General features: G+C 37.2%; 16 protein-coding genes. 13 read left to right on the forward strand and 3 right to left on the reverse strand.

The window, feature by feature from the left end; genetic code table 11:
• The first annotated feature begins 111 nt into the window (after window positions 1-111).
• From DEU39_RS00220 to DEU39_RS00255, 8 genes are all read left to right on the forward strand, one after another.
• Window positions 112-1,107, forward strand: a complete 996-nt coding sequence (locus tag DEU39_RS00220; protein WP_062671028.1) for an isoaspartyl peptidase/L-asparaginase family protein — start codon at window positions 112-114, stop codon at window positions 1,105-1,107.
• 83 nt (window positions 1,108-1,190) lie between these two features.
• Window positions 1,191-1,745: a hypothetical protein gene (locus tag DEU39_RS00225; protein ID WP_183037353.1), complete on the forward strand. Its 555-nt coding sequence runs from the start codon at window positions 1,191-1,193 to the stop codon at window positions 1,743-1,745.
• A gap of 20 nt (window positions 1,746-1,765) precedes the next feature.
• The gene (locus DEU39_RS00230) at window positions 1,766-2,428 is read left to right on the forward strand and encodes a copper homeostasis protein CutC (protein ID WP_120230491.1); all 663 of its coding nucleotides are present in this window, start codon (window positions 1,766-1,768) and stop codon (window positions 2,426-2,428) included.
• Between the two features lie 119 nt (window positions 2,429-2,547).
• Window positions 2,548-5,016 carry a beta-mannosidase gene (locus DEU39_RS00235; protein WP_120230492.1) on the forward strand — a complete coding sequence of 823 codons (2,469 nt, stop codon included), beginning with the start codon at window positions 2,548-2,550 and terminating at the stop codon, window positions 5,014-5,016.
• A 174-nt stretch (window positions 5,017-5,190) separates the two neighbouring features.
• Window positions 5,191-6,099, forward strand: a complete 909-nt coding sequence (locus DEU39_RS00240; RefSeq protein ID WP_062671019.1) for an AEC family transporter — start codon at window positions 5,191-5,193, stop codon at window positions 6,097-6,099.
• 289 nt (window positions 6,100-6,388) lie between these two features.
• Window positions 6,389-8,836, forward strand: coding sequence for a primosomal protein N' (gene priA / locus DEU39_RS00245; RefSeq protein ID WP_120230493.1), 2,448 nt, complete (start codon window positions 6,389-6,391; stop codon window positions 8,834-8,836).
• 161 nt (window positions 8,837-8,997) lie between these two features.
• Window positions 8,998-10,467, forward strand: a complete 1,470-nt coding sequence (gene dacB, locus DEU39_RS00250) for a D-alanyl-D-alanine carboxypeptidase/D-alanyl-D-alanine-endopeptidase (RefSeq protein ID WP_120230494.1) — start codon at window positions 8,998-9,000, stop codon at window positions 10,465-10,467.
• A gap of 82 nt (window positions 10,468-10,549) precedes the next feature.
• Window positions 10,550-12,481, forward strand: coding sequence for a M1 family metallopeptidase (locus DEU39_RS00255; protein ID WP_120230495.1), 1,932 nt, complete (start codon window positions 10,550-10,552; stop codon window positions 12,479-12,481).
• A 68-nt stretch (window positions 12,482-12,549) separates the two neighbouring features.
• Here the strand turns inward: DEU39_RS00255 and DEU39_RS00260 are convergent, their stop codons facing one another.
• Entirely contained in the window at window positions 12,550-13,428 is an 879-nt protein-coding gene (locus DEU39_RS00260; protein ID WP_120230496.1) for a cupin-like domain-containing protein, read from the reverse strand.
• A 158-nt stretch (window positions 13,429-13,586) separates the two neighbouring features.
• Here DEU39_RS00260 and kbl point away from each other — a divergent pair, with 158 nt between their 5' ends.
• From kbl to gldG, 5 genes are all read left to right on the forward strand, one after another.
• Window positions 13,587-14,783 (forward strand): glycine C-acetyltransferase, encoded by a 1,197-nt coding sequence (gene kbl, locus DEU39_RS00265; protein ID WP_062671009.1) that lies wholly within the window; start codon window positions 13,587-13,589, stop codon window positions 14,781-14,783.
• A 172-nt stretch (window positions 14,784-14,955) separates the two neighbouring features.
• The gene (locus DEU39_RS00270; protein WP_120230497.1) at window positions 14,956-15,426 is read left to right on the forward strand and encodes a hypothetical protein; all 471 of its coding nucleotides are present in this window, start codon (window positions 14,956-14,958) and stop codon (window positions 15,424-15,426) included.
• Between the two features lies 1 nt (window position 15,427).
• A complete protein-coding gene (locus tag DEU39_RS00275) occupies window positions 15,428-15,979 on the forward strand; it encodes a CopD family protein (RefSeq protein ID WP_062671007.1) in 552 nt (183 codons plus the stop codon).
• A gap of 59 nt (window positions 15,980-16,038) precedes the next feature.
• Window positions 16,039-16,767: an ABC transporter permease gene (locus tag DEU39_RS00280; protein WP_120230498.1), complete on the forward strand. Its 729-nt coding sequence runs from the start codon at window positions 16,039-16,041 to the stop codon at window positions 16,765-16,767.
• Between the two features lie 4 nt (window positions 16,768-16,771).
• Window positions 16,772-18,442, forward strand: coding sequence for a gliding motility-associated ABC transporter substrate-binding protein GldG (gldG, locus tag DEU39_RS00285; RefSeq protein WP_120230499.1), 1,671 nt, complete (start codon window positions 16,772-16,774; stop codon window positions 18,440-18,442).
• 85 nt (window positions 18,443-18,527) lie between these two features.
• Here gldG and DEU39_RS00290 read toward each other — a convergent pair whose 3' ends face one another.
• Both DEU39_RS00290 and DEU39_RS00295 read right to left on the reverse strand, forming a co-directional pair.
• The gene (locus DEU39_RS00290; RefSeq protein ID WP_120230500.1) at window positions 18,528-19,346 is read right to left on the reverse strand and encodes a DUF2314 domain-containing protein; all 819 of its coding nucleotides are present in this window, start codon (window positions 19,344-19,346) and stop codon (window positions 18,528-18,530) included.
• A 35-nt stretch (window positions 19,347-19,381) separates the two neighbouring features.
• Window positions 19,382-20,020 (reverse strand): hypothetical protein, encoded by a 639-nt coding sequence (locus tag DEU39_RS00295; protein ID WP_062671000.1) that lies wholly within the window; start codon window positions 20,018-20,020, stop codon window positions 19,382-19,384.
• Between the last annotated feature and the right edge of the window lie 97 nt (window positions 20,021-20,117).

Here is a 20,117-nt window from a genome sequence, read left to right on the forward strand (position 1 = left end):
ACCAATATAAAAATAAGAAAAAATAGGAAAGAAAAAATAGTGAAAAAGCCATAAGACTTTCAACGATTTTTTTTAAGATATTTGCTTTGTATTAAATAATTTTGACATACAATGAACAATAACCGAAGAAGTTTTATTAAAAAACTGGGAATTGCCACAGCAGCCCTTACCATTAATCCTTTAGATGTGATGGCCGGAAATCTGCCTGAAAGTAAAAAAATCGTCAACAAACCTATTGTACTCTCCACCTGGAATTTCGGATTAAAAGCCAACGAAGAAGCTTGGACAATCCTTGGAAAAGGAGGAAGAGCTTTGGATGCTGTAGAAAAAGGAGTCCGTCTTGTAGAATTAGATCCAAAAGAAAGAAGTGTAGGATATGGAGGACGTCCGGACAGAGACGGAAGGGTAACGCTGGATGCTTGTATCATGGATGAAAATTATAATATCGGTTCTGTAGCCTGCCTGGAATATGTTAAAAATCCTATTTCTGTAGCCAGAGCTGTCATGGAAAAGACACCACACGTTATGCTGGTTGGTGACGGAGCATTACAGTTTGCCCTTTCACAAGGTTTTAAAAAAGAAAATCTTCTCACTCCCGAATCAGAAAAAGAATGGAAAGAATGGTTAAAGACCAGCCAATATAAACCCATTGCCAATATTGAAAATCACGATACCATAGGAATGATTGCTTTGGATGCCCAAGGAAATCTTTCCGGTGCCTGTACGACGAGTGGAATGGCTTTCAAAATGCATGGCAGGGTAGGAGATTCCCCAATTATCGGAGCAGGTCTGTTTGTAGATAATGAAGTGGGAGCGGCTACCGCAACAGGTCATGGTGAAGAAGTGATAAGAACCGTGGGAACCCATCTTGTGGTTGAGTTGATGAGACAGGGCAGAAATCCACAGGAAGCCTGTAAAGAAGCTGTAGAGAGAATTGTAAAAATCAATCAGCGAAGAAATAAAAATCTGAAAGATATTCAGGTAGGTTTTATAGCCATCAATAAACAGGGGGAATATGGATCTTATTGTATTCAGGATGGATTCAACTTTGCCGTTTATGATCAGAAAGGAAACCGCCTTGAAACTCCTGAATTTGCTTTGAAATAATTAAAAATTCAATAGAAATGGGCTTCAGCCCATTTAAACAAATAAAAGATACCCATTGGTTTTAGCCAAAACATAAAACAAATATGAAAAGAACGATTATCGCTTGCTTGTTTATGATTATTGCTTGCAAGGAAGAAAAGAAGGAGATAAAAAAAGATGGTGAAATCCAGCCAATAAAAGAAAAAGTAGTTTTGCATAATGAGTCCAATGAAGCTGAAGAAGCCCAAAAATGGTTGGAAAAAAGTATTGTCCACTATTTTAAAGCTGATATTGGAAGTGAAGAAAAGAATATGCAGAAGATCACCACAAAAGATTATTTTGATTATAAAACTGATGCAACAAATGTTAATCTGGATGTAGACGGAAGTCTTACCGACAAAGAATTTCAGGATAAATGGAAGTCTAAGTTTGATACCAGTAAAGCTGGAGTCGGCATAGGATTTTTGATCTCTGCTCAGGATTGGAACAGTATTGAAGTAGAAAGTTGCGATTTGAAGTCGTCTTCAAGGGATGAATATATATTCAATGTAGTATTGAGAGATGATGGCTTCAAAGCTCAATATCCCTCTGTGATAAAAGTAGTAAAAGAAAACGGTTCTTTTCTAATTGCGGATGTATGGCAAGACGAACCGAAATAAAATTTAATAGATACAATACAATGTCAAAAATAGAAATAGCTTGTTTTAATCCTGAATCAGCAGTAATTGCTTTTGAAAACGGAGCAGACAGAATCGAATTATGTGATGGACTCAGTGAAGGTGGAACTACTCCGGATTTCGAAACCATGAAGAAGCTTCGTGAAAAAATTACGGCCCCGATTTTTGTGATGATTCGTCCAAGAGGTGGAGATTTTACCTATTCGGATTCGGAATTTGAGCAGATGAAAAATGATTTGGTTCATTTAAAATCTTTACATGCAGATGGTTTTGTATTCGGTATCCTGGATGAAAATGATGAGATTAATATAGAGCAGAATAAAGTTTTAGTCGAATTGGCAAAACCGTTTCCATGTACTTTTCACCGTGCCTTTGACCGTGCTGCAAGTCTGGAAGATTCTCTGGAAAAAGTAATCGAATGTGGTTTTACAACCATTCTTACCTCCGGTCAGAAACCGAATGTATCTGAAGGAAAAGAAAATCTTAAGAAACTTGTTGAACTTTCCAGTGGAAGAATAGAAATCCTTGTTGGAGGTGGTCTGCGTTCATCCAATATTGAAGAGATTAGAGCATTTACTCATGCGGGTTACTTCCATTCTTCAGCCATTACGGATGGTGGGGCTTTTGCCAACCCGGATGAAGTGGTTGCATTGAAGAATAAATAATATGCATTCTGGTTGTCATTCCAAGCGTAGCGGGAACTTAACCAATAAAAATAGAGATTCCTTCATTCCTCGGAATGACAAAATCGCTGGTATGATAACAATTCAAAACAAATTTATTGATGAATAAAACGATCCTTTTTGTTTTCCTTTTTGTGCAGAATATCCTTTCCGCGCAATTTTCACAAAGAAGCTTGTCTTTGGAGAACTGGCAGCTTAAAAATTCAAAAGATCAAAACTGGCTTCCTGCAAAAGTTCCGGGAACCGTTCATCTGGATTTAATGAATAACAAGGTGATTCCCGATCCTTATCACGATGAAAATGAAAAGAAAGTACAATGGGTTGAAAACGAAGACTGGGATTATCAGGCAATATTTACAGTCTCTTCTCAGGAATTGAAAAATGACAATATTGATCTTGTTTTTAACGGTCTGGATACATTTTCAGAAATTTATCTTAACGGAAAACTGTTAAAGAAAACAGATAATATGTTCAGGAAATGGGAAATTCCGGTGAAACCATATCTGAAAACAGGAAAAAATACAGTTCAGATTAAGTTTAAATCTGCAGTGAATACCGGAAAGGAATTAGCGAAAAAAATTCCGTTCACCCTACCGGAATCACCAAGAAGTTTTGTGAGAAAAGCACAATATCAGTTTGGCTGGGATTGGGGACCAAGATTGGTTACGGCAGGAATTTGGAAAGATGTTCAGCTGGAATTCTGGAATAACGCCAAAATTATAACTGTTAAAGATATTCAGAAAAGCACCTCTGGAGCTTCTACAGACTTACATTTTGACATAGAAATTTATGCTGAAAATGCAGGAGACTATACCTTAGATCTTAATAAAACCCACAGAAAAGTATCTCTGAAAAAAGGAATCAATACAGTCTCTGTTCCTTACGAAACTGGCGGAATGAAGCTTTGGCAGCCTAACGGGAGTGGTGAGGCTCATCTCTATGATTTTGAAGTAAAATTAGCTAAAGATCAGAAAAACATTGATGCTAAAAATCTCAGAATAGGATTAAGAACGGTAGAATTGGTTCAGGAAAAAGACGAAAAGGGAAAATCATTCTATTTTAAAGTGAATGGACAGCCATTATATATCAAAGGAACAAACTGGATTCCGGGAGATAGTTTTTCACCTAGGATGACCAAAGAAAAATACCAGAAACTGATCAAAGATACCAAAGATGCCCATATGAATATGATCCGTATCTGGGGCGGAGGTATTTATGAAGATGATGAATTTTACAAAGCCTGTGATGAAAACGGGATATTAGTATGGCAGGATTTTATGTTTGCGGGAAGCTTTTATCCGGCAGATGAAGCATTTTTAAACAATGTAAAAGAAGAAGTAAAAGATCAGGTGAACAGACTTCAGAATCATCCGTCCATTGCTTTGTGGTGCGGAAATAATGAAATTGATGAAGCGATTGTCAACTGGGGCTATCAGAAACAGTTTAAATATTCAAAAAATGACTCTCTTCAGGTTTGGAAAGATTATAAGAAGCTGTTTCATGAGGTAATTCCTAATGCATTGGCAGAAAATCTGAAATCGGATAAAAATATATATTGGCCAAGTTCTCCCTCCATTGGTTGGGGACATAAAGAAAGTCTTACCGAAGGAGATTCTCATTACTGGGGCGTTTGGTGGGGTGAGCAGCCTTTTGAAATTTACAACGAAAAAGTAGGGCGTTTCATGTCTGAATATGGCTTTCAGGGTACACCTAGCCTTGAAACTACAAAATCAATGTTCTCCGGAACTCCGGATTTAAGCCTTCAGAATCCAACCATTAAAGCTCACGAAAAGCACGCCCGTGGCTGGAACATCATTAATGAATATCTGAAGCGTGATTATAAAATTCCAACAGATTTTACACAATACAACTACGTTTCACAACTGTTACAGGCAAGAGGAATGCAGATTGCTATTGAAGCTCACCGCCGTGCAAAGCCTTACAATATGGGAACTTTGTATTGGCAGCTGAATGATTGCTGGCCGGTAGTTTCCTGGTCTTCCATTGATTATCTTGGAAACTGGAAAGCCTTCCATTATCAGGCGAAAAGAAGCTTTGAACCTGTTTTGGTATCAATAGCGGAAACCGAAAAAAGCTATGATGTCTATCTGATAAGCGATCTCCTGAAAGAACTGAAAACAGAGACAAAATTTGAATTGATTGATTTCAAAGGAAAAATACTTTGGAAAGCCAGTCAGTCAAATCTTATTAATGCTGATGCAAGCAAGAAAATACGAAGTATCAGTAAATTGGAATTGTCTCAGTTTGATTTGTCGGGAGCTGTTTTAAAGGTCAGTTCCGAAAAAGATACAAAATTCGAAAAGCTGTTCTTCTTTAATAAACCAAAAGATCTGAAACTCTTACAACCTGATATTAAAATCAGAAAAATATCACCCACGGAAATTGAAATTTCAACAGATACGCTGGCTAAGGACATTTATTTAATCGGCGATACTCATTTCAGCGATAATTTCTTTGATCTTTTGCAAGGAACTTCAAAAAGAATTACCCTTTCAAAACCTTTGGAAAATATAGAGGTGATGAGTCTTTGGGAGGTGATAAAGAAGTAAAATATATTCTGAAAAAATTATTTCAAGCAGTTATAAATTTCCGGCAGCTAGGTCTCTAAACCTATAAGGTTTAATACTGGAAAGTTTCATTAGAAATTCTACCGAAAAAAATATAAATTTTACCCTTCCAACTCAAAAATCAGCCGTAAATTTGCCTCATATTTTATTACAGTTATGGTAAATTTTGTTCTGATTGCAGTGTGTATCATTGCAGGAATGATATTCAAAGCAACAAAATCTATCCACCCCGATGCTCACAAAGGCATCAATACCTGGATTCTTTATCTTGCTCTTCCGGCAGTTTCGTTTAAATATCTGCCCAAAGTAAAATGGACAACAGAAATGCTGTTCCCGATTGCAGCCACATTTTTAATTTCTGTGTTCTGTTTCTTTTTTATGATGTTTTACAGTAAGAGCAGGGGATATTCAAGGCGGTCCAGAAGTACTTTAGAACTGGCAAGCGGATATAGTAATACCTCTTTTATCGGATTTCCATTGATCAGTGCTTTTTATGGCGAAGGACTTTTGAGTATTGCCATTATCTGTGACCAGACCATGTTTTTTGCCCTTTCAACCCTGGGAATTATTGCTGCAGTAAAAGGAGGAAGTAAATCAGGAAAGGTGAGTGCAGCATTTATTTTAAAGAGATTAATAACATTTCCACCATTAATTGGCTGTATTTCAGCTTTGGTATTGTCTCAGTTCATTGACTTTACTGTTGCGGAACCATTTTTTGATAAGCTGGCAGCAACGGTAAGTCCGTTAGCCCTGTTTTCAGTTGGATTACAGCTGAAATTCAACGGATGGAAAAAACTGATTCCTCAAATGTCGATGTCCATGCTTTATAAATTGATTCTGGCACCCGCAATTGTTCTGGGAATGGCTCTGTTATTCGGAATAAAAGGAGATGTGGCTAAAATTACAGTATTTGAAGCAGCGATGCCAACCTTGGTTACTTCAAGTATTATTGCAGAACAGTTCAGGCTGAACTCAAAACTGACCAACCTGATCATTGGAGTCAGTATCATTGTAGGATTTATTACGTCTGCATTCTGGTATCAGATTACAGAACTTCTTTTTTAGTCATTCATGAATCCTTTCTTCGATCCTTTCTGAATTTGTGGTTGTTCTTTTATCTACACACTTTGTCATTCCGCAGGAATCCAGCCTGTCATATCATTATTTTTGATCAATGTAATTCTAGACATTAAAAAATATCTGAATGGGTTACATTACTACGGAATAGACAAAAATAAGGAGAAAGTAAAGAATAGAATGCAGTTTCAGGTTCTTGGTTAAAGATTACTAAAGAATCTCCACAAAGTTGCAGTTCTCTCAGGAAAATTCTAATTTTACACTTTAAATATTTCCCTTGCAATACGCTCAAATTGTTTTACCCCTCAACCTGAAAGGATCTTTCACTTATAAAGTTCCTCAGGAAATGATGTCTGAAATCCAGCCTGGAATGCGTGTTCTGGTACCGTTTGGCGGGAAGAAGATCTATACGGGAATCGTGTTTGAGCTTCATGATAATGCACCGGAAAACTTTGTAGCCAAGGAAGTCATCAGCATGCTGGATGATCAACCGATTCTTCCTCATGAACAGATTGATTTCTGGAACTGGCTTTCGGAATACTATTTGTGCAGCCTCGGAGAAATTTACAGGTTTTCGTTTCCTTCTTCTTTAAAACTGGAAAGTGAAACCTATTTAAAACTAAAACCAGGAGCCATTATAGATTTTGAAAATCTGGATGTTAACGAAATGTATCTGATTCAGGCATTGGAAGTACGACAGCTGATCAATCTGACGGATATTGAAGCTTTTATTCCTAAAAAAGATATCATCAAAACCATCAATTCTCTTATTGACCTTCAGTATATTGAAATTGATGAGAAAATTGCTGAAAAGTATAAGGCCAAAGAAGTGGCTTACGTAAGAATTAATGATGAGGTTCTGGCCAATCAAAATCTTACGGATATTCTTTTAAAACTGAACAGAGCGCAGAAACAGAAAGATCTTTTCCTTCTTATTCTGGAAAAACAGACGGAACATCCGGATGTTCCCATCAAAAAATCTGAACTGTTTGAGGACGGTTATTTTGGAAGTTCCCACTTCAAACCTTTGGCAGACAAAGGCCTTGTGGAGGAATACTTTATGCAGAAAGACAGGATTGAAAGCTATGAAGGAGAAATCGAGGAACTTGAAGAGCTTTCCGAACAGCAGAAAATAGCAAAAGCTGAAATTGATGAAGCTTTTGAAGAAGGGAAGAATGTTCTGCTTCATGGCGTTACTTCATCAGGGAAAACCCATATCTATTTAGAGAAAATTGATGAGTGCGTCCGTGATGGAAAGAATGTTTTGTTTTTGCTTCCGGAAATTTCGCTTACCAAACAGATCACCCAGAGATTAGAAAAGAAGTATGGAAGACAGCTCGGTTTTTATCATCAAAAACTGACCGATTTTGAAAGGGTAGAAGTCTGGAGAAGAATTAAGCAGAACGACATCCGTATTCTGATCGGAACCCGTAATGCTTTGTTTTTACCTTACCGGAATCTTGGGCTTATTGTGGTTGATGAAGAACATGATTCTGCGTACAGACCAAGGGAAGTTTCCCCTTATTTTAATGCTAAAGACGCTTCTCTGGTTTTAGGTAGGCTGTATAACGCAGGAGTGATTTTGGGATCAGCTACCCCTTCTGTTGAAAGCTACTACAGTGCCAGGAAAGATAAAATGAAATACGTTTTCCTGAATGAAAGATTCGGGAATGTCAATCTGCCGGAATATGAACTGATCAATTTCAAGGAAGCTCAGGAATCTAAAAAGGTTTCAGGGAACTTTTCTCTGAAGCTTATCGAAGAGATTAAGAAAACGGTGGATGAAAAGAATCAGGCAATCGTTTTACACAATCGTCGTGGCTATTCCAATGTTATAGAATGTGAAAGCTGTGGCTATGTGAACTACTGCTCTAATTGTGATGTGGTCATGACGTATCACAAAGCGGCAAATGAAATGAAATGCCACTATTGCGGGCAAAGAGCTTCAAAACCGAAAATCTGCCCGAAATGTAATTCTGAAAAGCTGAACGAAAGAGGAGTAGGTGTAGAACAGATTCATGAAGAGGTTACCAAATTGTTTCCGGAAAATGAAGTAGACAGGATGGATGTAGACTCCATGCGCAAAAAATTCGCCTACGAAAAATTGTACGAGAAGATTGAAGACGGAGAAACAGATATTATTGTAGGAACCCAAATGATTTCCAAGGGACTGGATTTTGATCATATTGAACTGGTGACAATTCCTAAAGCGGATTCCTTATTATATGTACAGGATTTCAGAGCGGAAGAAAGAGCGTATCAACTGATCACACAGGTTTCGGGAAGGGCTGGAAGAGTTTCCGGAAAAGGGAGAATCCTTATTCAGACCTTTAATCCTGATCATTCCGTATTTCAGCTGATCAAGATGAATAATCCTGCCAAGATCTATAAATATATCCTTACCGAACGCCAGAAGTTCCATTATCCGCCTTTCACTAAGCTGATCATGATTGAATTGAAACACAGAAGAGAGGATAAAGCTGATCGGGCATCACAATTTCTGGGTTCTATCCTCAGAAAATATCTTCCTGAAGAATGTGTTTTAGGTCCGGAAAGAGCACCGATTGCAAAACTGAATAACTTCTATCAGTTCCAGATTATGCTGAAGCTTCCCCGTGGGAAAAACTATGAGAAATTCAAAAACATGGTTTTGATAAGTTTGAAAGAATTTGATGAAATCACTGCGTATCAAAGCATTAAAAAAGATGTTTTTGTTGATTTTTAACAATTTTTAACAAACTTTACACTCTTTTATAACGGGGCGGTGGTCCGTTATATAACAATAATTTCTACTTTTGGACGTTGATTAAGTGTTTGGCTCTTTTACTGAATGATTTAACCTTTCATTTTTTATAGAGTCAAAACTACAGAACAAAAAGAAGATAGATGGTAAATTTCAGAAAATATATTTCAAGTGCGGCGGTGTTGGCTTCTGGTCTTTTCCTGGCTCAATCTACCGTATCTACCGTTCTTTATTCCCAGAATTATGACAATCAGAAAAGCAGTTTAAACCTGCCTTCACCCGTTACCACGATGGTGGAGAAAACTGTTTTGTCAGCAAAAGAACTGGTAGACATTAATGTAAACACAATGATGGCGGATCCTGTGCTGAAAAATGCAACCTGGGGATTCGTAGTGTATGATCCTAAAACGAAGAAGGTAATCTCTTCGTACAACGAAAATACTCCTTTAGTACCTGCTTCTACTACCAAACTGCTTACAACGGAAACAGCGTTAAATATGCTGGGTGAAAACTACCGTTGGATGACTCAGCTGGAGTACTCAGGAACAATAGATGAAAATGGAGTGTTGAATGGAAATCTTTATATAATAGGAAGCGGAGACCCTTCTTTGGGAACCAACAAAGCTGGTGCAGCATCTTATAGAGATATTATTTCAGATTTCGTAGGCGGTGTTTCAAGAGAGGGAATCAAAAAGGTAAATGGTGATATTATCATTCAGACAGCGCTTTTCAAAGGCAATATTTCAGTGCTTCCGGAAAATGTTGTATGGTTGGAAAACAATAACTATTATTTACCTGCAGGAAGTACCCGCGATATCAACCCGGCCAACGAAAAACTGATCGTTAAAAAAGGTGGTTTCTCTACAGAAAAGAAATTTTTCTACGTTTCTCCTTACAATCATCAGATGGTGTATGCTGATAAATACGAAGGAAACGGAGTTTTAACAACCAAACTTCCTGATGCACCGGCTTATCTTGCCAACTCTTTCAGAACAACACTGGTGAAAAGCGGAATTCCTGTTACCGGAAAAGTAACTCCGAAAATGACAGATGCTGCGCCGGAAAACAGAAAAATGCTTTCAGCGTATAAATCACCTACTTTAAATGATATTATTTATTATACCAACCAGCACAGTGACAATTCATTGGCAGAAGCTTTGCTGAGAACGGTAGGATATCAGAAAATGGGTGACCAGACTTCAGAATCCGGAAGAATAGTGGTGACTAATCACCTGAAAGATGCCGGTTTTGATATGGTTGGTCTTAACTATATAGATGGAAGCGGACTATCAAGAAGTAATAACGTAACCCCGATTTCCCAGGTGAAATTTCTTACTTCTCTGATGGATCAGAAATACTACAGATCTTATCTGACTTCTTTGCCTATCGGAGGACAATCCGGAACATTGAAAAGAATGTTCAATGCAGGAGGTAACGGACAGGTTTTTGCGAAAACAGGAACTTTGAACAAAGTAAAAACATTAGCCGGTTATCTGAAAACCAATTCAGGAAAAACGTTAGTTTTTTCTTTAATGGTGAATAACTATTCCGGATCAGTAGATATGGTGAAGAAAAGAATGGAAAAAATTCTTGAACCCGCATTAGATCTTTAAAATTTTTTATTTTATATATTATAACAGCCTTTTAATCATTGATTAAAAGGTTTTTTTTATATTTGATTAAATTTTTCTAAACATGACAAAATTGTACCTTTTGGTGTTGGGATTTCTATTTTCCCAACAGTTCTATAGCCAGAAGCAAGAACAAAACATTGATATGAAGGGACTCGTTGAAAAAGAGAAAAAATTCTTCACTCAAAAAATGAACATCGGGAATACCAATCCCAATACGCTGAATTACGACTTGCAGTATCAGAGAATGGATGTGAGCCTGGATCCTGCGGTGTATAATATTTCCGGTTCGGTAACTTCGCATTTTAAACCTAATCAAAATATGGGAAGCATTTATTTTGATCTTTCCAATTCATTAACCGTTTCTCAGGTGAAGTATCATGGAACCAACATTACAAGCTTTCAGCAGCTTCCTTCAAAAGAACTGAAGATTGATTTTCCAGCTTCTATTCCTGCCAATACATTGGACTCTCTTACCATTTATTATGCTGGAGCACCGTCCACAAGTAATGATGCATTCAAAACTGCTCTTCAGAGCGGAACTCCGGTACTTTCTACTTTGAATGAACCTTATGGCGCCCAGGACTGGTTTCCGACAAAGCAAAGTTTAAATGATAAAATTGAAAGATTTGATTTTAAAATTACAACTCCCTCAAACTACAGCGTGGCAGCCAATGGAAAACTGATGTCTGAGACTTTTCCTACCGGTGGCACTAAACTGACGTTCTGGAGAACAATGTATCCTACGCCGGCTTATCTGATTGCACTGTCGATTACCAATTTTGTTAAACTTACTGATACCATTGGAAACCCTCCGTTTCCTTTTGTCAACTATATCTATCCGTCCACAAATTCAAATGCAACGAGCATTGCGAATATCAACTGGACAAAGCAGGTGATGGATACTTTTGAAACCTATTTTGGGACTTATCCTTTCCGTAATGAAAAATACGGACACATGGAATTTATGTATGGTGGAGGAATGGAGCATCAGACCATGTCTTCCATGGGTGGATGGAGCAAGCAGCTGATTGCCCATGAGCTTACTCACCAGTGGTTTGGAGATAAAGTAACCTGTGGTGCATGGAATGATATCTGGCTGAATGAAGGTTTTGCAACTTTTGGAGAACACCTTGCCAATGAAAAACTATTGATGACCAATACAGAATTTTTGAATTACTTACAAGGTCAATCTAACTACATTACTGCAAGTACAACAGGAACTGTATATGTCCCGGATTCCGGACTTTCCAGCATCAACAGGATATTTGACAGCAGATTGTCTTATGCTAAAGGAGGATATGTTTTGAGAATGCTGAAGTGGATTTTAGGTGATGCTGCATTTTATCAGGCACTTAAAGATTATCATGCGAGGCCGAACCTGGCATACAACTATGTGCGTACAGCTGATTTTAATGCTTCTTTGCTTCAGTCTACCGGAAAAGACTTTACAGAATTTTTCAATGACTGGGTTTATGGCGAAGGATATCCTACTTACACCATCAAGTGGATGCAGGGCGGAAATCAGGCTTTATTTAAAGTTTCTCAGACGCAAAGCAGTGCTAACGTTAGCTTTTTTGAAATGCCTTTACCTATTAAAGTAACCGGAACTGCAGGTCAGACTGCTTATTTTGTTCTTAATAATACATCCAATAACCAAAGCTTTTTACAATCGGTAACATTCCCGATCGCAAGTGTTCAGTTTAATTATGAATACCAGATTCTTGAGAAGAACTCTACAGTTGTTCAGGATAATACATTAAGTGTTTCTTCTGTGGAGAAAGAAGAATTTGGTTTGTATCCGAACCCTGCAAAAAATGAAATTAATCTGAAAGGAATTAATAAGGCTATGGACTTTACGATTCATGCCATAGACGGAAAACTGGTTGGAAAAGGAACATATCATCCAGGTAAAGCGATTGGAATAGCAGAATTAGTTCCGGGAGCTTATTTCATTACGATTGATGAAAAGAATATTAAATTTATCAAACATTAAAATGAAAAACGGTAAAGTATGAATGATTACTTTTACCAAAATCAATCAAAATATCACAAAAGAAGCTTTCAGATTTGAAAGCTTCTTTGTTTTCTTGCTGCTCTGGCCCCCCTTTTTCTGGCTGTTTTCACTTTATACTCAAACCATTTTTCTTTGAACACTTTTCTCATGAGATTATCAAAATGTCTGGTAATGACCAGATTTTTAAATCCACGCCATTTTTCAAGGGCACTTGACGGCAGCGCTCTTACTGATATCGAATAACCTTCCGTATCATATTGAATATAATGCCACCAGCCGGAAGGAATATAAAGGGTTTCGCCAGGATGAATGACAGCTTCATAGCCATTTAAATAAAGTAGCGCCGGATATTTTCTGTAATCTGGATTTTTAATTTGAGCCAGACTGTGGAAGTTGTAGGGGAGTTTATACATGAAGTCAGACTGTTCCCACGGGAAGAGCCAGATTCTTTTGATTCCCTGAAATTGGGTGATAAAAACATGGGACATGTCAATATCAATATGATTTCTGGTGACAGAACCTTCTCCTCCAAAAAACATAAAGGGCAGCCATTTCAGTATTTTACCATTCGTTACATCATTGTAGATGAGATCATTCTTCAATTCAGGTTTTATTTTTAATAAATTAAATAAGAAAAGCCTGTGTTCAGTGGGAGCAGATTGGATGAGATCCAGATATTCTGAAAATGTAGTCTGTGCAATAGGATCACTGGCCACTCTGTCCAGGGAATCAAGCTCACTGCCGTAGATATTCACCATATGATCTCCTGCAACTTCTTTGAAATACTCATAATTCCACTTTTTGAAAGCTGGACTTTCCGGATGAACAAAGTCTTCAATAATAACCGGAACTCCTGGCTTCATATGGTTATTGATAAAGGTTTCTGAACTGATCATCTTTATTTTTTGTACCGGCTTTAATCTCATGCATTAAAATTTTAAACAAATATAAATATTATCCTACTAAATTTATAGACTAATAATGTTAAAACTGAAATCTATATTCATTTTTTAGAATTAAGCATATAAAAGGTTTTATTTTACTGCCTTTTTAGTAAATTAGCACATCTAAAAAATTACTAAAAATGATCTCTGAAAAATACCTTCAACATTTACAGAACGAACTTCAGAATATTGAGAATGACGGACTTTACAAAAGAGAAAGAATTATCACTTCTCAGCAGAGCGCAGAAATAGAAGCAAACGGAAAAAAGCTTTTGAACTTCTGTGCGAACAATTATCTGGGATTATCCAACCATCCGGAAGTGATGAAAGCTTCTCAGGAAATGATCCAATCTCACGGATACGGAATGTCTTCTGTACGTTTTATCTGCGGAACACAGGATATTCACAAGGATTTGGAGAAAAAAATTGCTGATTTCTTAGGTCTTGAGGATACTATTCTTTACGCAGCAGCATTTGATGCCAACGGAGGTGTTTTTGAGCCATTGTTTACAGAAGAAGATGCTATTATTTCAGATGAGCTGAATCACGCATCAATCATTGATGGTGTTCGTTTGTGTAAAGCAGCGAGATACAGATATAAAAACAATAATATGGCTGATCTGGAAGCTCAGTTGATTGCAGCTTCTGAAAAAAATCACCGTTTTAAAATCATCGTTACGGACGGAGTATTTTCAATGGACGGTATCGTAGCAGACTTAAAAGGAGTTTGTGACCTTGCCGATAAATATGATGCCTTGGTAATGGTAGATGATTCTCACGCAACAGGTTTCATCGGAAAAACAGGTCGTGGAACTCACGAAGCTAATGAAGTAATGGGTAGAGTAGACATCATTACTTCTACTTTAGGAAAAGCTTTAGGAGGAGCTTTAGGAGGATTTACTTCCGGTAAAAAAGAGATCATTGATATGCTGAGACAGCGTTCAAGGCCTTATTTATTCTCCAACTCTCTGGCACCGGGTATCGTAGGAGCTGCTTTGAAAGTATTGGATATGATTTCTGATGATACTTCTCTCCGTGATAAAGTAATGGAAAATGCAGAATATTTCAGAACGGAAATGAAAGCAAAAGGTTTTGATATTCCTGATGGAGATGCTGCCATTGTTCCGGTAATGCTTTACGATGCACCACTTTCTCAGAAAATGGCTGAAAAGCTTATGGATGAAGGCATCTACGTTATCGGATTCTTCTATCCTGTGGTACCGAAAGGAAAAGCAAGAATCAGAGTGCAGTTATCAGCTGCTCACACCAGAGAACATCTGGATAAAGCGATTGCTGCTTTTGAAAAGGTTGGAAAAGAATTAGGAGTGATCTCTTAATCGTTGAATGAGTAACAGCAATGAAAATATAATGTTCGGCTCGGGCAGCTTTGCTGCCCCGAGCCGAACTATTTTTTATATAAAATCTATTTTACTTATATTTTCCTGATCAAAAGAAATTTATTTTTAAGAATTAGATAAAAACTTATCTTTGTGCCTGATTAAAATTGATATGTTTTTAAGGTCCAAATATCAGGTTGTCTTTTCGAAGCCAAAAAAAGCAATACTATCTAACATTGAAGAAAGTATATTTAAGAGCTTTCCTGATTATAATGGCAAAAAATTTAAAGGTGAAGTAACTGATGATGGATTTGAAGTAAAAGTGATGGGGAATGAATACTTGTCTTTTATAGGAAAATTTGTTTCAGACAAAAATAATGAAGAGCTTCTTAAAGTATCCATTGGAGTTAAATATTTTGATGTACTCATTCTTGTTCTTCTTTTAGGGATTTTTGTTCCTTTTTATACGGATGAAAATTCTGGAACCACGTATGGAATTATATTGATCTCTCTTGGGCTGGCTATTTTTATGGGATATTCTTATTACAATAATGTAAAGGATATGAAAAAGATTTTTTTTGATGTACTGAAGAATTTCGACCAGGATTGTAAAATTATTTCTATCAATAAATTTATTTATTAAAATGCTTTACACAATAATCAAAGCGCTGCACATTATTTTTATGGTAAGCTACTTTGCGGGAATTTTTTACCTCGTGAGGATTTTCGTTTACTATAAAGATACCGATGAATTTCCGGAAGAAAAAAAGAAAATTCTGAGAGAGCAGTACACTTTTATGGCCAGAAGGCTGTGGAATATTATCACCGTTCCTGCGGGGATAATCATGGCAGTTTGCGGATTGGTCATGATCTTTTTAAATACCGGGCTGATGAAAATGCCGTGGTTTCATTTGAAACTGACCTTCCTGATCGGGCTTGCCATCTACCATTACTGGTGCTGGAAAAAAGTCCTTCATTTAAAAGAATTACATGGAGATACACTGCCGATTGCCAATATCAAACTGAGACAGGCGAATGAAATTGCAACGTTCATTCTGTTTCTGGTGGTATTTACCGTTATATTAAAATCAATGGTGATCGAATACTGGTGGCAATTAATTGCAGGATTTTTCGTTCTTGTATTTCTGATTATGATGACAGTGAAACTGGTTAATAAAAATAAAAAAAACAAATAATTGTACAGTAGGGCGTATGTCTTGAAACATGCATCCTTTTTACATCTTACAAAAAAACTATGATTGCAATTTTAAAGAAAGAACTTTGGAGTTACTTTGGAAACTGGAGTGCATGGGTGATCATTGCCGCTTTCAGTTTGATAGCGACTCTTTTTCTGTTCTTTTTCGACAACGATTCTAATATTTTTGAGATTGGAATGGCCTCATTGCAGAGCTATTTCGTATTGGTTCCATGGCTGTTAATGTTTATCATCCCCGCCCTTTCCATGAAAACTTTTGCGGAAGAACAGCAAACCGGAACATTGAACTGGCTTTTTTCACAACCGTTAAAAGTTTCAGAACTGGTAGCTGGAAAATTTTTTTCTGTATGGATCGTTGGGATTTTATGCCTTATTCCATCATTAATTTATCTTTATACGGTATATGTTTTGGGAGTTCCTGCAGGAAATATTGATCTGGGAATGACTTTCGGAAGCTATATCGGACTGATTATCTTAATTGCAGCATTTTCAGCAGTGGGAATTCTTGCTTCCTCTCTCTCTCAGAATCAGATTATGGCTTATCTGCTGGGTGTTTTCATGTGCTTTATTATGTATTTTGGAATTGAACAGCTGGCGAGCTATAAACTATTGGGAGGTGCAGATTTTATCCTGCAGAATATTGGCTTCTATCAGCATTTCTTAGGCTTCACAAGAGGACTTATTGATGCTAAAGATGTGGCGTATTTTGTACTTGTCATCGGCGCTTCATTAGTATTGGCTAATCATTTTATTAACAAAAAGAAGTAGAAGTATGAAGAAGTTCAATGCTAAATCTCCACTGGGAATTTTCTTAATTGCAATTGTTCCTTTGGTTATTATCCTGACCTATTCGGGAATCAGATTAGACTTAACAAAAGAAAAAAGATATACCCTTTCTGATAACACCATCAAAGTACTGGAGTCTGTTAAAAAGCCTCTGACGGTAGAAGTGTATCTGGAAGGTGACTTTCCGGCAAGTTTCAAACAGCTGCAAAGCGAAACGAAATTCATGCTGGAAGAATTCAGAAAAATTAATCCGAAGATTGATTTTAAATTCATCGATCCGATTAAAACAAAAATGTCTCAGGACACTTTGATGGCCATGGGAATGCAGCCGTCTATTCTTCCGGATGTAAAAGACGGGAAAATCTCACAGATCACGCTTTTCCCTTACGCTGTGATTAAATATGGAAATGACGGGGTTTCTATTCCTTTAGTGGTTCAGCAGGCCGGAATTGATGCCGATCAGCAGCTGACAAGATCGATTGAAGGACTGGAGTACAATCTTGTTTCCAATATTAAAAATATTGCAGCTGCCAAGAGAAAGAAAATCGGGATTCTTGTCAACCACGATGAATTGAATCCGGATGAATTCCAGGGATTTGTACAATTGGCAATGGAAAACTATGATGCAGGACCTATAATTCCTAAAAATCAGACTGAACTTTCACTGGAAGATGTTCCGCTATTAAAGCAGATGAGTGCTTTGGTGATTGCAAAACCAAGAAAAGCTTTTACAGATAATGAAAAAGTAATTCTGGACCAGTACATCATGAACGGAGGGAAAACCCTTTGGATGATTGATGCCGTAAATGCTGAAATGGATACGCTGACAAGATCCAAAAAAGTAATGCCTTTCCCTGTCGATATCAATATGACAGACTTCTTTTTTAATTACGGGCTGAGAATCAATCCCGCGTTGGTAAAAGACGTTAAAAAGTTTGCCCTGTTAAGGCTGGTTACAGGAGAAGTGAGTGGAAATCCTCAGTACACAAGCTTACCCTGGCCTTATTATCCGCTTGGAATTGCCGAAAATAATAATCCGGTTACAAAGAATATCAACCCTGTAAAATTTGAATTCCCGACTTCTATTGATACTTTAGGAGGAAGAAAGAATATCAAAACAAAAGTCCTTTTCGAATCGAGTGAAAGAACTTTATTGAAACAGGTTCCCAATTATGTGGATCTGAAGGAAATTGCAAGCGTAGACAGTCTTGGACAAATGGAGAAACCAAGTACACCGAAGATCTTCGCTGTTGCATTGGAAGGAAAATTCAATTCTGCCTATGCATCGAGAATTGAGAGAAAATCGTACCCTGGATTCAAAACCTCCAGCCCGGAAAACAAAATGATCGTGATTGCAGACGGAGATGTAGGAAGGAACAAAGTAATCAAAGGAAAACCACTTCCATTAGGGGTAGATCTGTTAACGAACGAACAGTTTGGAAACGAACAGTTTCTGAGAAATGCTTTAGATTATCTTCTTGATGACAGCAATCTGATGGAACTGAGAAACAGAAACATTGAAGAAAGACTTCTCGACAGGCAAAGAATCACTGAAGAGAAATCGAGCTGGCAGTGGATCAATTTACTGCTTCCACTAGCTATTATTGGTCTTATCGGAGGACTGTTCTTCTGGCTAAGGAAAAAGAAATTTGGATAAAACATAAAAAATTCCGGAAGATTTTCTTCCGGAATTTTTATTTTGACAACTTTATTATTGAGTTGTAACCATCTTAATTAATAATTTACCCTTCCAATACAGGAATAAGGTGTTCCCAGTTCAGCTGTTTTGCATAATCCAAAGCTGTTTTTCCTTTTTTAGACTGGATATTTTTATCCGCTCCGGCTTCTAAAGCAACTTTTACAGTGGTTAGATTCCCGGCAATGGTTTCTTTGTGAAGAAGCGTCAGTCCGTCTTCATCGGTTTGGGTAAGTTCATCCGGATATTGTTGTAAAAACTTTGCAAATTCTTCCTTCATATTTTTACTCATCGGATGTTCAATAAGATTTTCCGGATTTTCTTTCTGGTTATTCACAACGAGGATATCATTAAAGTCTCCGAAATCCAGCTGCCAGGCATTATCGTGTTCTTTTCTTTCTGCATCAGACATGTCAGCACGCATTTTCTGGATGGTAAACCCTCCGTAAGCTTTCGGAAGTGGAGAAGATGATGATGAAAATAGCTTGGAAAGTCCCTTGGGTTTTTGTACACTCGGAGTGATAGCAAAAAGCCAGTCGCTGATATTGCTTAAAGGGATTTCCACATAATCACCCACCTGGATGTTCTTAAGGCTGTTAGGTTCATTAATCAAATATCCTCTCACGTGATCTCCGTCAAAGAATATTTCATTAATCCACATATGTTCTACCAGGCTTTCTCCGGTTTCTTCATCCTGTTCTTCAAAAGCCGTTTTAACGCACGATACATTAAGTCCAGGAATGATTCTTCTGTATTCCCAGGACTGTTCGCGCCAGAAATACTTAAAGGTTTCCTGAGCTTTTCTGTAAGCTTTAATCATTTCCGGATCATTTCCGTCTGCAAAAAAGATGGGATTCTCTTCCATTTAATAATTAGGTGTGGTGTGTTAAAGAATATAGATTACTGCTGATAGGTTTCTTTAGGGAGTAAGGCAGCTGTTTTGTAATAGCTGATGTCGCTAGGGATCTGTGCCTGAAGGTTGTGGAAAGTGTCATAATCATAATGAATCCAGTTTTCTTCATTGTCCGGGTCGGGTGTTTTATCTACAGCCAGTTCCAGTTTTCCGTCTTCCTGATAGCTGCATTCTATGGCAGCATATTTTTCACCGCTTTCGTCGTTGGTATACCAGCATTTTATGGTTCTTTCAAGCTGTGGTTGATGGGTTTCGTTATCGATAACCTGTGAACAGATAAAATTTTCAGGATCTTCTGTTTTAAAAACAGTTTTAGAAATTAAAGGCAGTTCATCTACGGATAAGGAATACAATTTATTGGTAGAAATAATAAAGCCCTCGGTGGTTTCTTTTTTTTCAATATCAAAAAAGTCAGACTTTTCTTTAAGATAATTGACTACCTGAGTTTCGTCTTCTTCGTCACTTAAAAAATAATTGATGTTATAAACACTGTCTTCGTTAATAAATTCAATTTCTTTCAGGAAATCGGAACCTTCCTCATAATAATACAGATGATATTCGCTCAGCTTCACAGCATTACTTTTGGAGATGATCTCTCCAAAAATGTTTTTGTACACTTTTCTCATTTTTAATCATGTTAGTTTGTTTCATCTATTAGTTTAAGTGGTAGGGCAAAGATAAGTTTTCTTTTTTATCTTAACCTGAAGTGTAAAGTAGTATTTA

It is taken from the genome of Chryseobacterium sp. AG363 (genome assembly GCF_003610675.1).
Lineage (GTDB): Bacteria > Bacteroidota > Bacteroidia > Flavobacteriales > Weeksellaceae > Chryseobacterium > Chryseobacterium cucumeris.

What these genes read in the sequence shown, in the direction of transcription:
- DEU39_RS00230 (WP_120230491.1), top strand. Translation starts at nt 1,766, where the DNA reads ATGTCAAAAATAGAAATAGCTTGTTTTAATCCTGAATCAGCAGTAATT.
- dacB (WP_120230494.1), top strand. Translation starts at nt 8,998, where the DNA reads ATGGTAAATTTCAGAAAATATATTTCAAGTGCGGCGGTGTTGGCTTCT.
- DEU39_RS00225 (WP_183037353.1), top strand. Translation starts at nt 1,191, where the DNA reads ATGAAAAGAACGATTATCGCTTGCTTGTTTATGATTATTGCTTGCAAG.
- DEU39_RS00280 (WP_120230498.1), top strand. Translation starts at nt 16,039, where the DNA reads ATGATTGCAATTTTAAAGAAAGAACTTTGGAGTTACTTTGGAAACTGG.
- DEU39_RS00270 (WP_120230497.1), top strand. Translation starts at nt 14,956, where the DNA reads ATGTTTTTAAGGTCCAAATATCAGGTTGTCTTTTCGAAGCCAAAAAAA.
- DEU39_RS00295 (WP_062671000.1), bottom strand. Translation starts at nt 20,020, where the DNA reads ATGAGAAAAGTGTACAAAAACATTTTTGGAGAGATCATCTCCAAAAGT.
- DEU39_RS00220 (WP_062671028.1), top strand. Translation starts at nt 112, where the DNA reads ATGAACAATAACCGAAGAAGTTTTATTAAAAAACTGGGAATTGCCACA.
- DEU39_RS00255 (WP_120230495.1), top strand. Translation starts at nt 10,550, where the DNA reads ATGACAAAATTGTACCTTTTGGTGTTGGGATTTCTATTTTCCCAACAG.
- kbl (WP_062671009.1), top strand. Translation starts at nt 13,587, where the DNA reads ATGATCTCTGAAAAATACCTTCAACATTTACAGAACGAACTTCAGAAT.
- gldG (WP_120230499.1), top strand. Translation starts at nt 16,772, where the DNA reads ATGAAGAAGTTCAATGCTAAATCTCCACTGGGAATTTTCTTAATTGCA.
- DEU39_RS00235 (WP_120230492.1), top strand. Translation starts at nt 2,548, where the DNA reads ATGAATAAAACGATCCTTTTTGTTTTCCTTTTTGTGCAGAATATCCTT.
- DEU39_RS00240 (WP_062671019.1), top strand. Translation starts at nt 5,191, where the DNA reads ATGGTAAATTTTGTTCTGATTGCAGTGTGTATCATTGCAGGAATGATA.
- DEU39_RS00290 (WP_120230500.1), bottom strand. Translation starts at nt 19,346, where the DNA reads ATGGAAGAGAATCCCATCTTTTTTGCAGACGGAAATGATCCGGAAATG.
- DEU39_RS00275 (WP_062671007.1), top strand. Translation starts at nt 15,428, where the DNA reads ATGCTTTACACAATAATCAAAGCGCTGCACATTATTTTTATGGTAAGC.
- DEU39_RS00260 (WP_120230496.1), bottom strand. Translation starts at nt 13,428, where the DNA reads ATGAGATTAAAGCCGGTACAAAAAATAAAGATGATCAGTTCAGAAACC.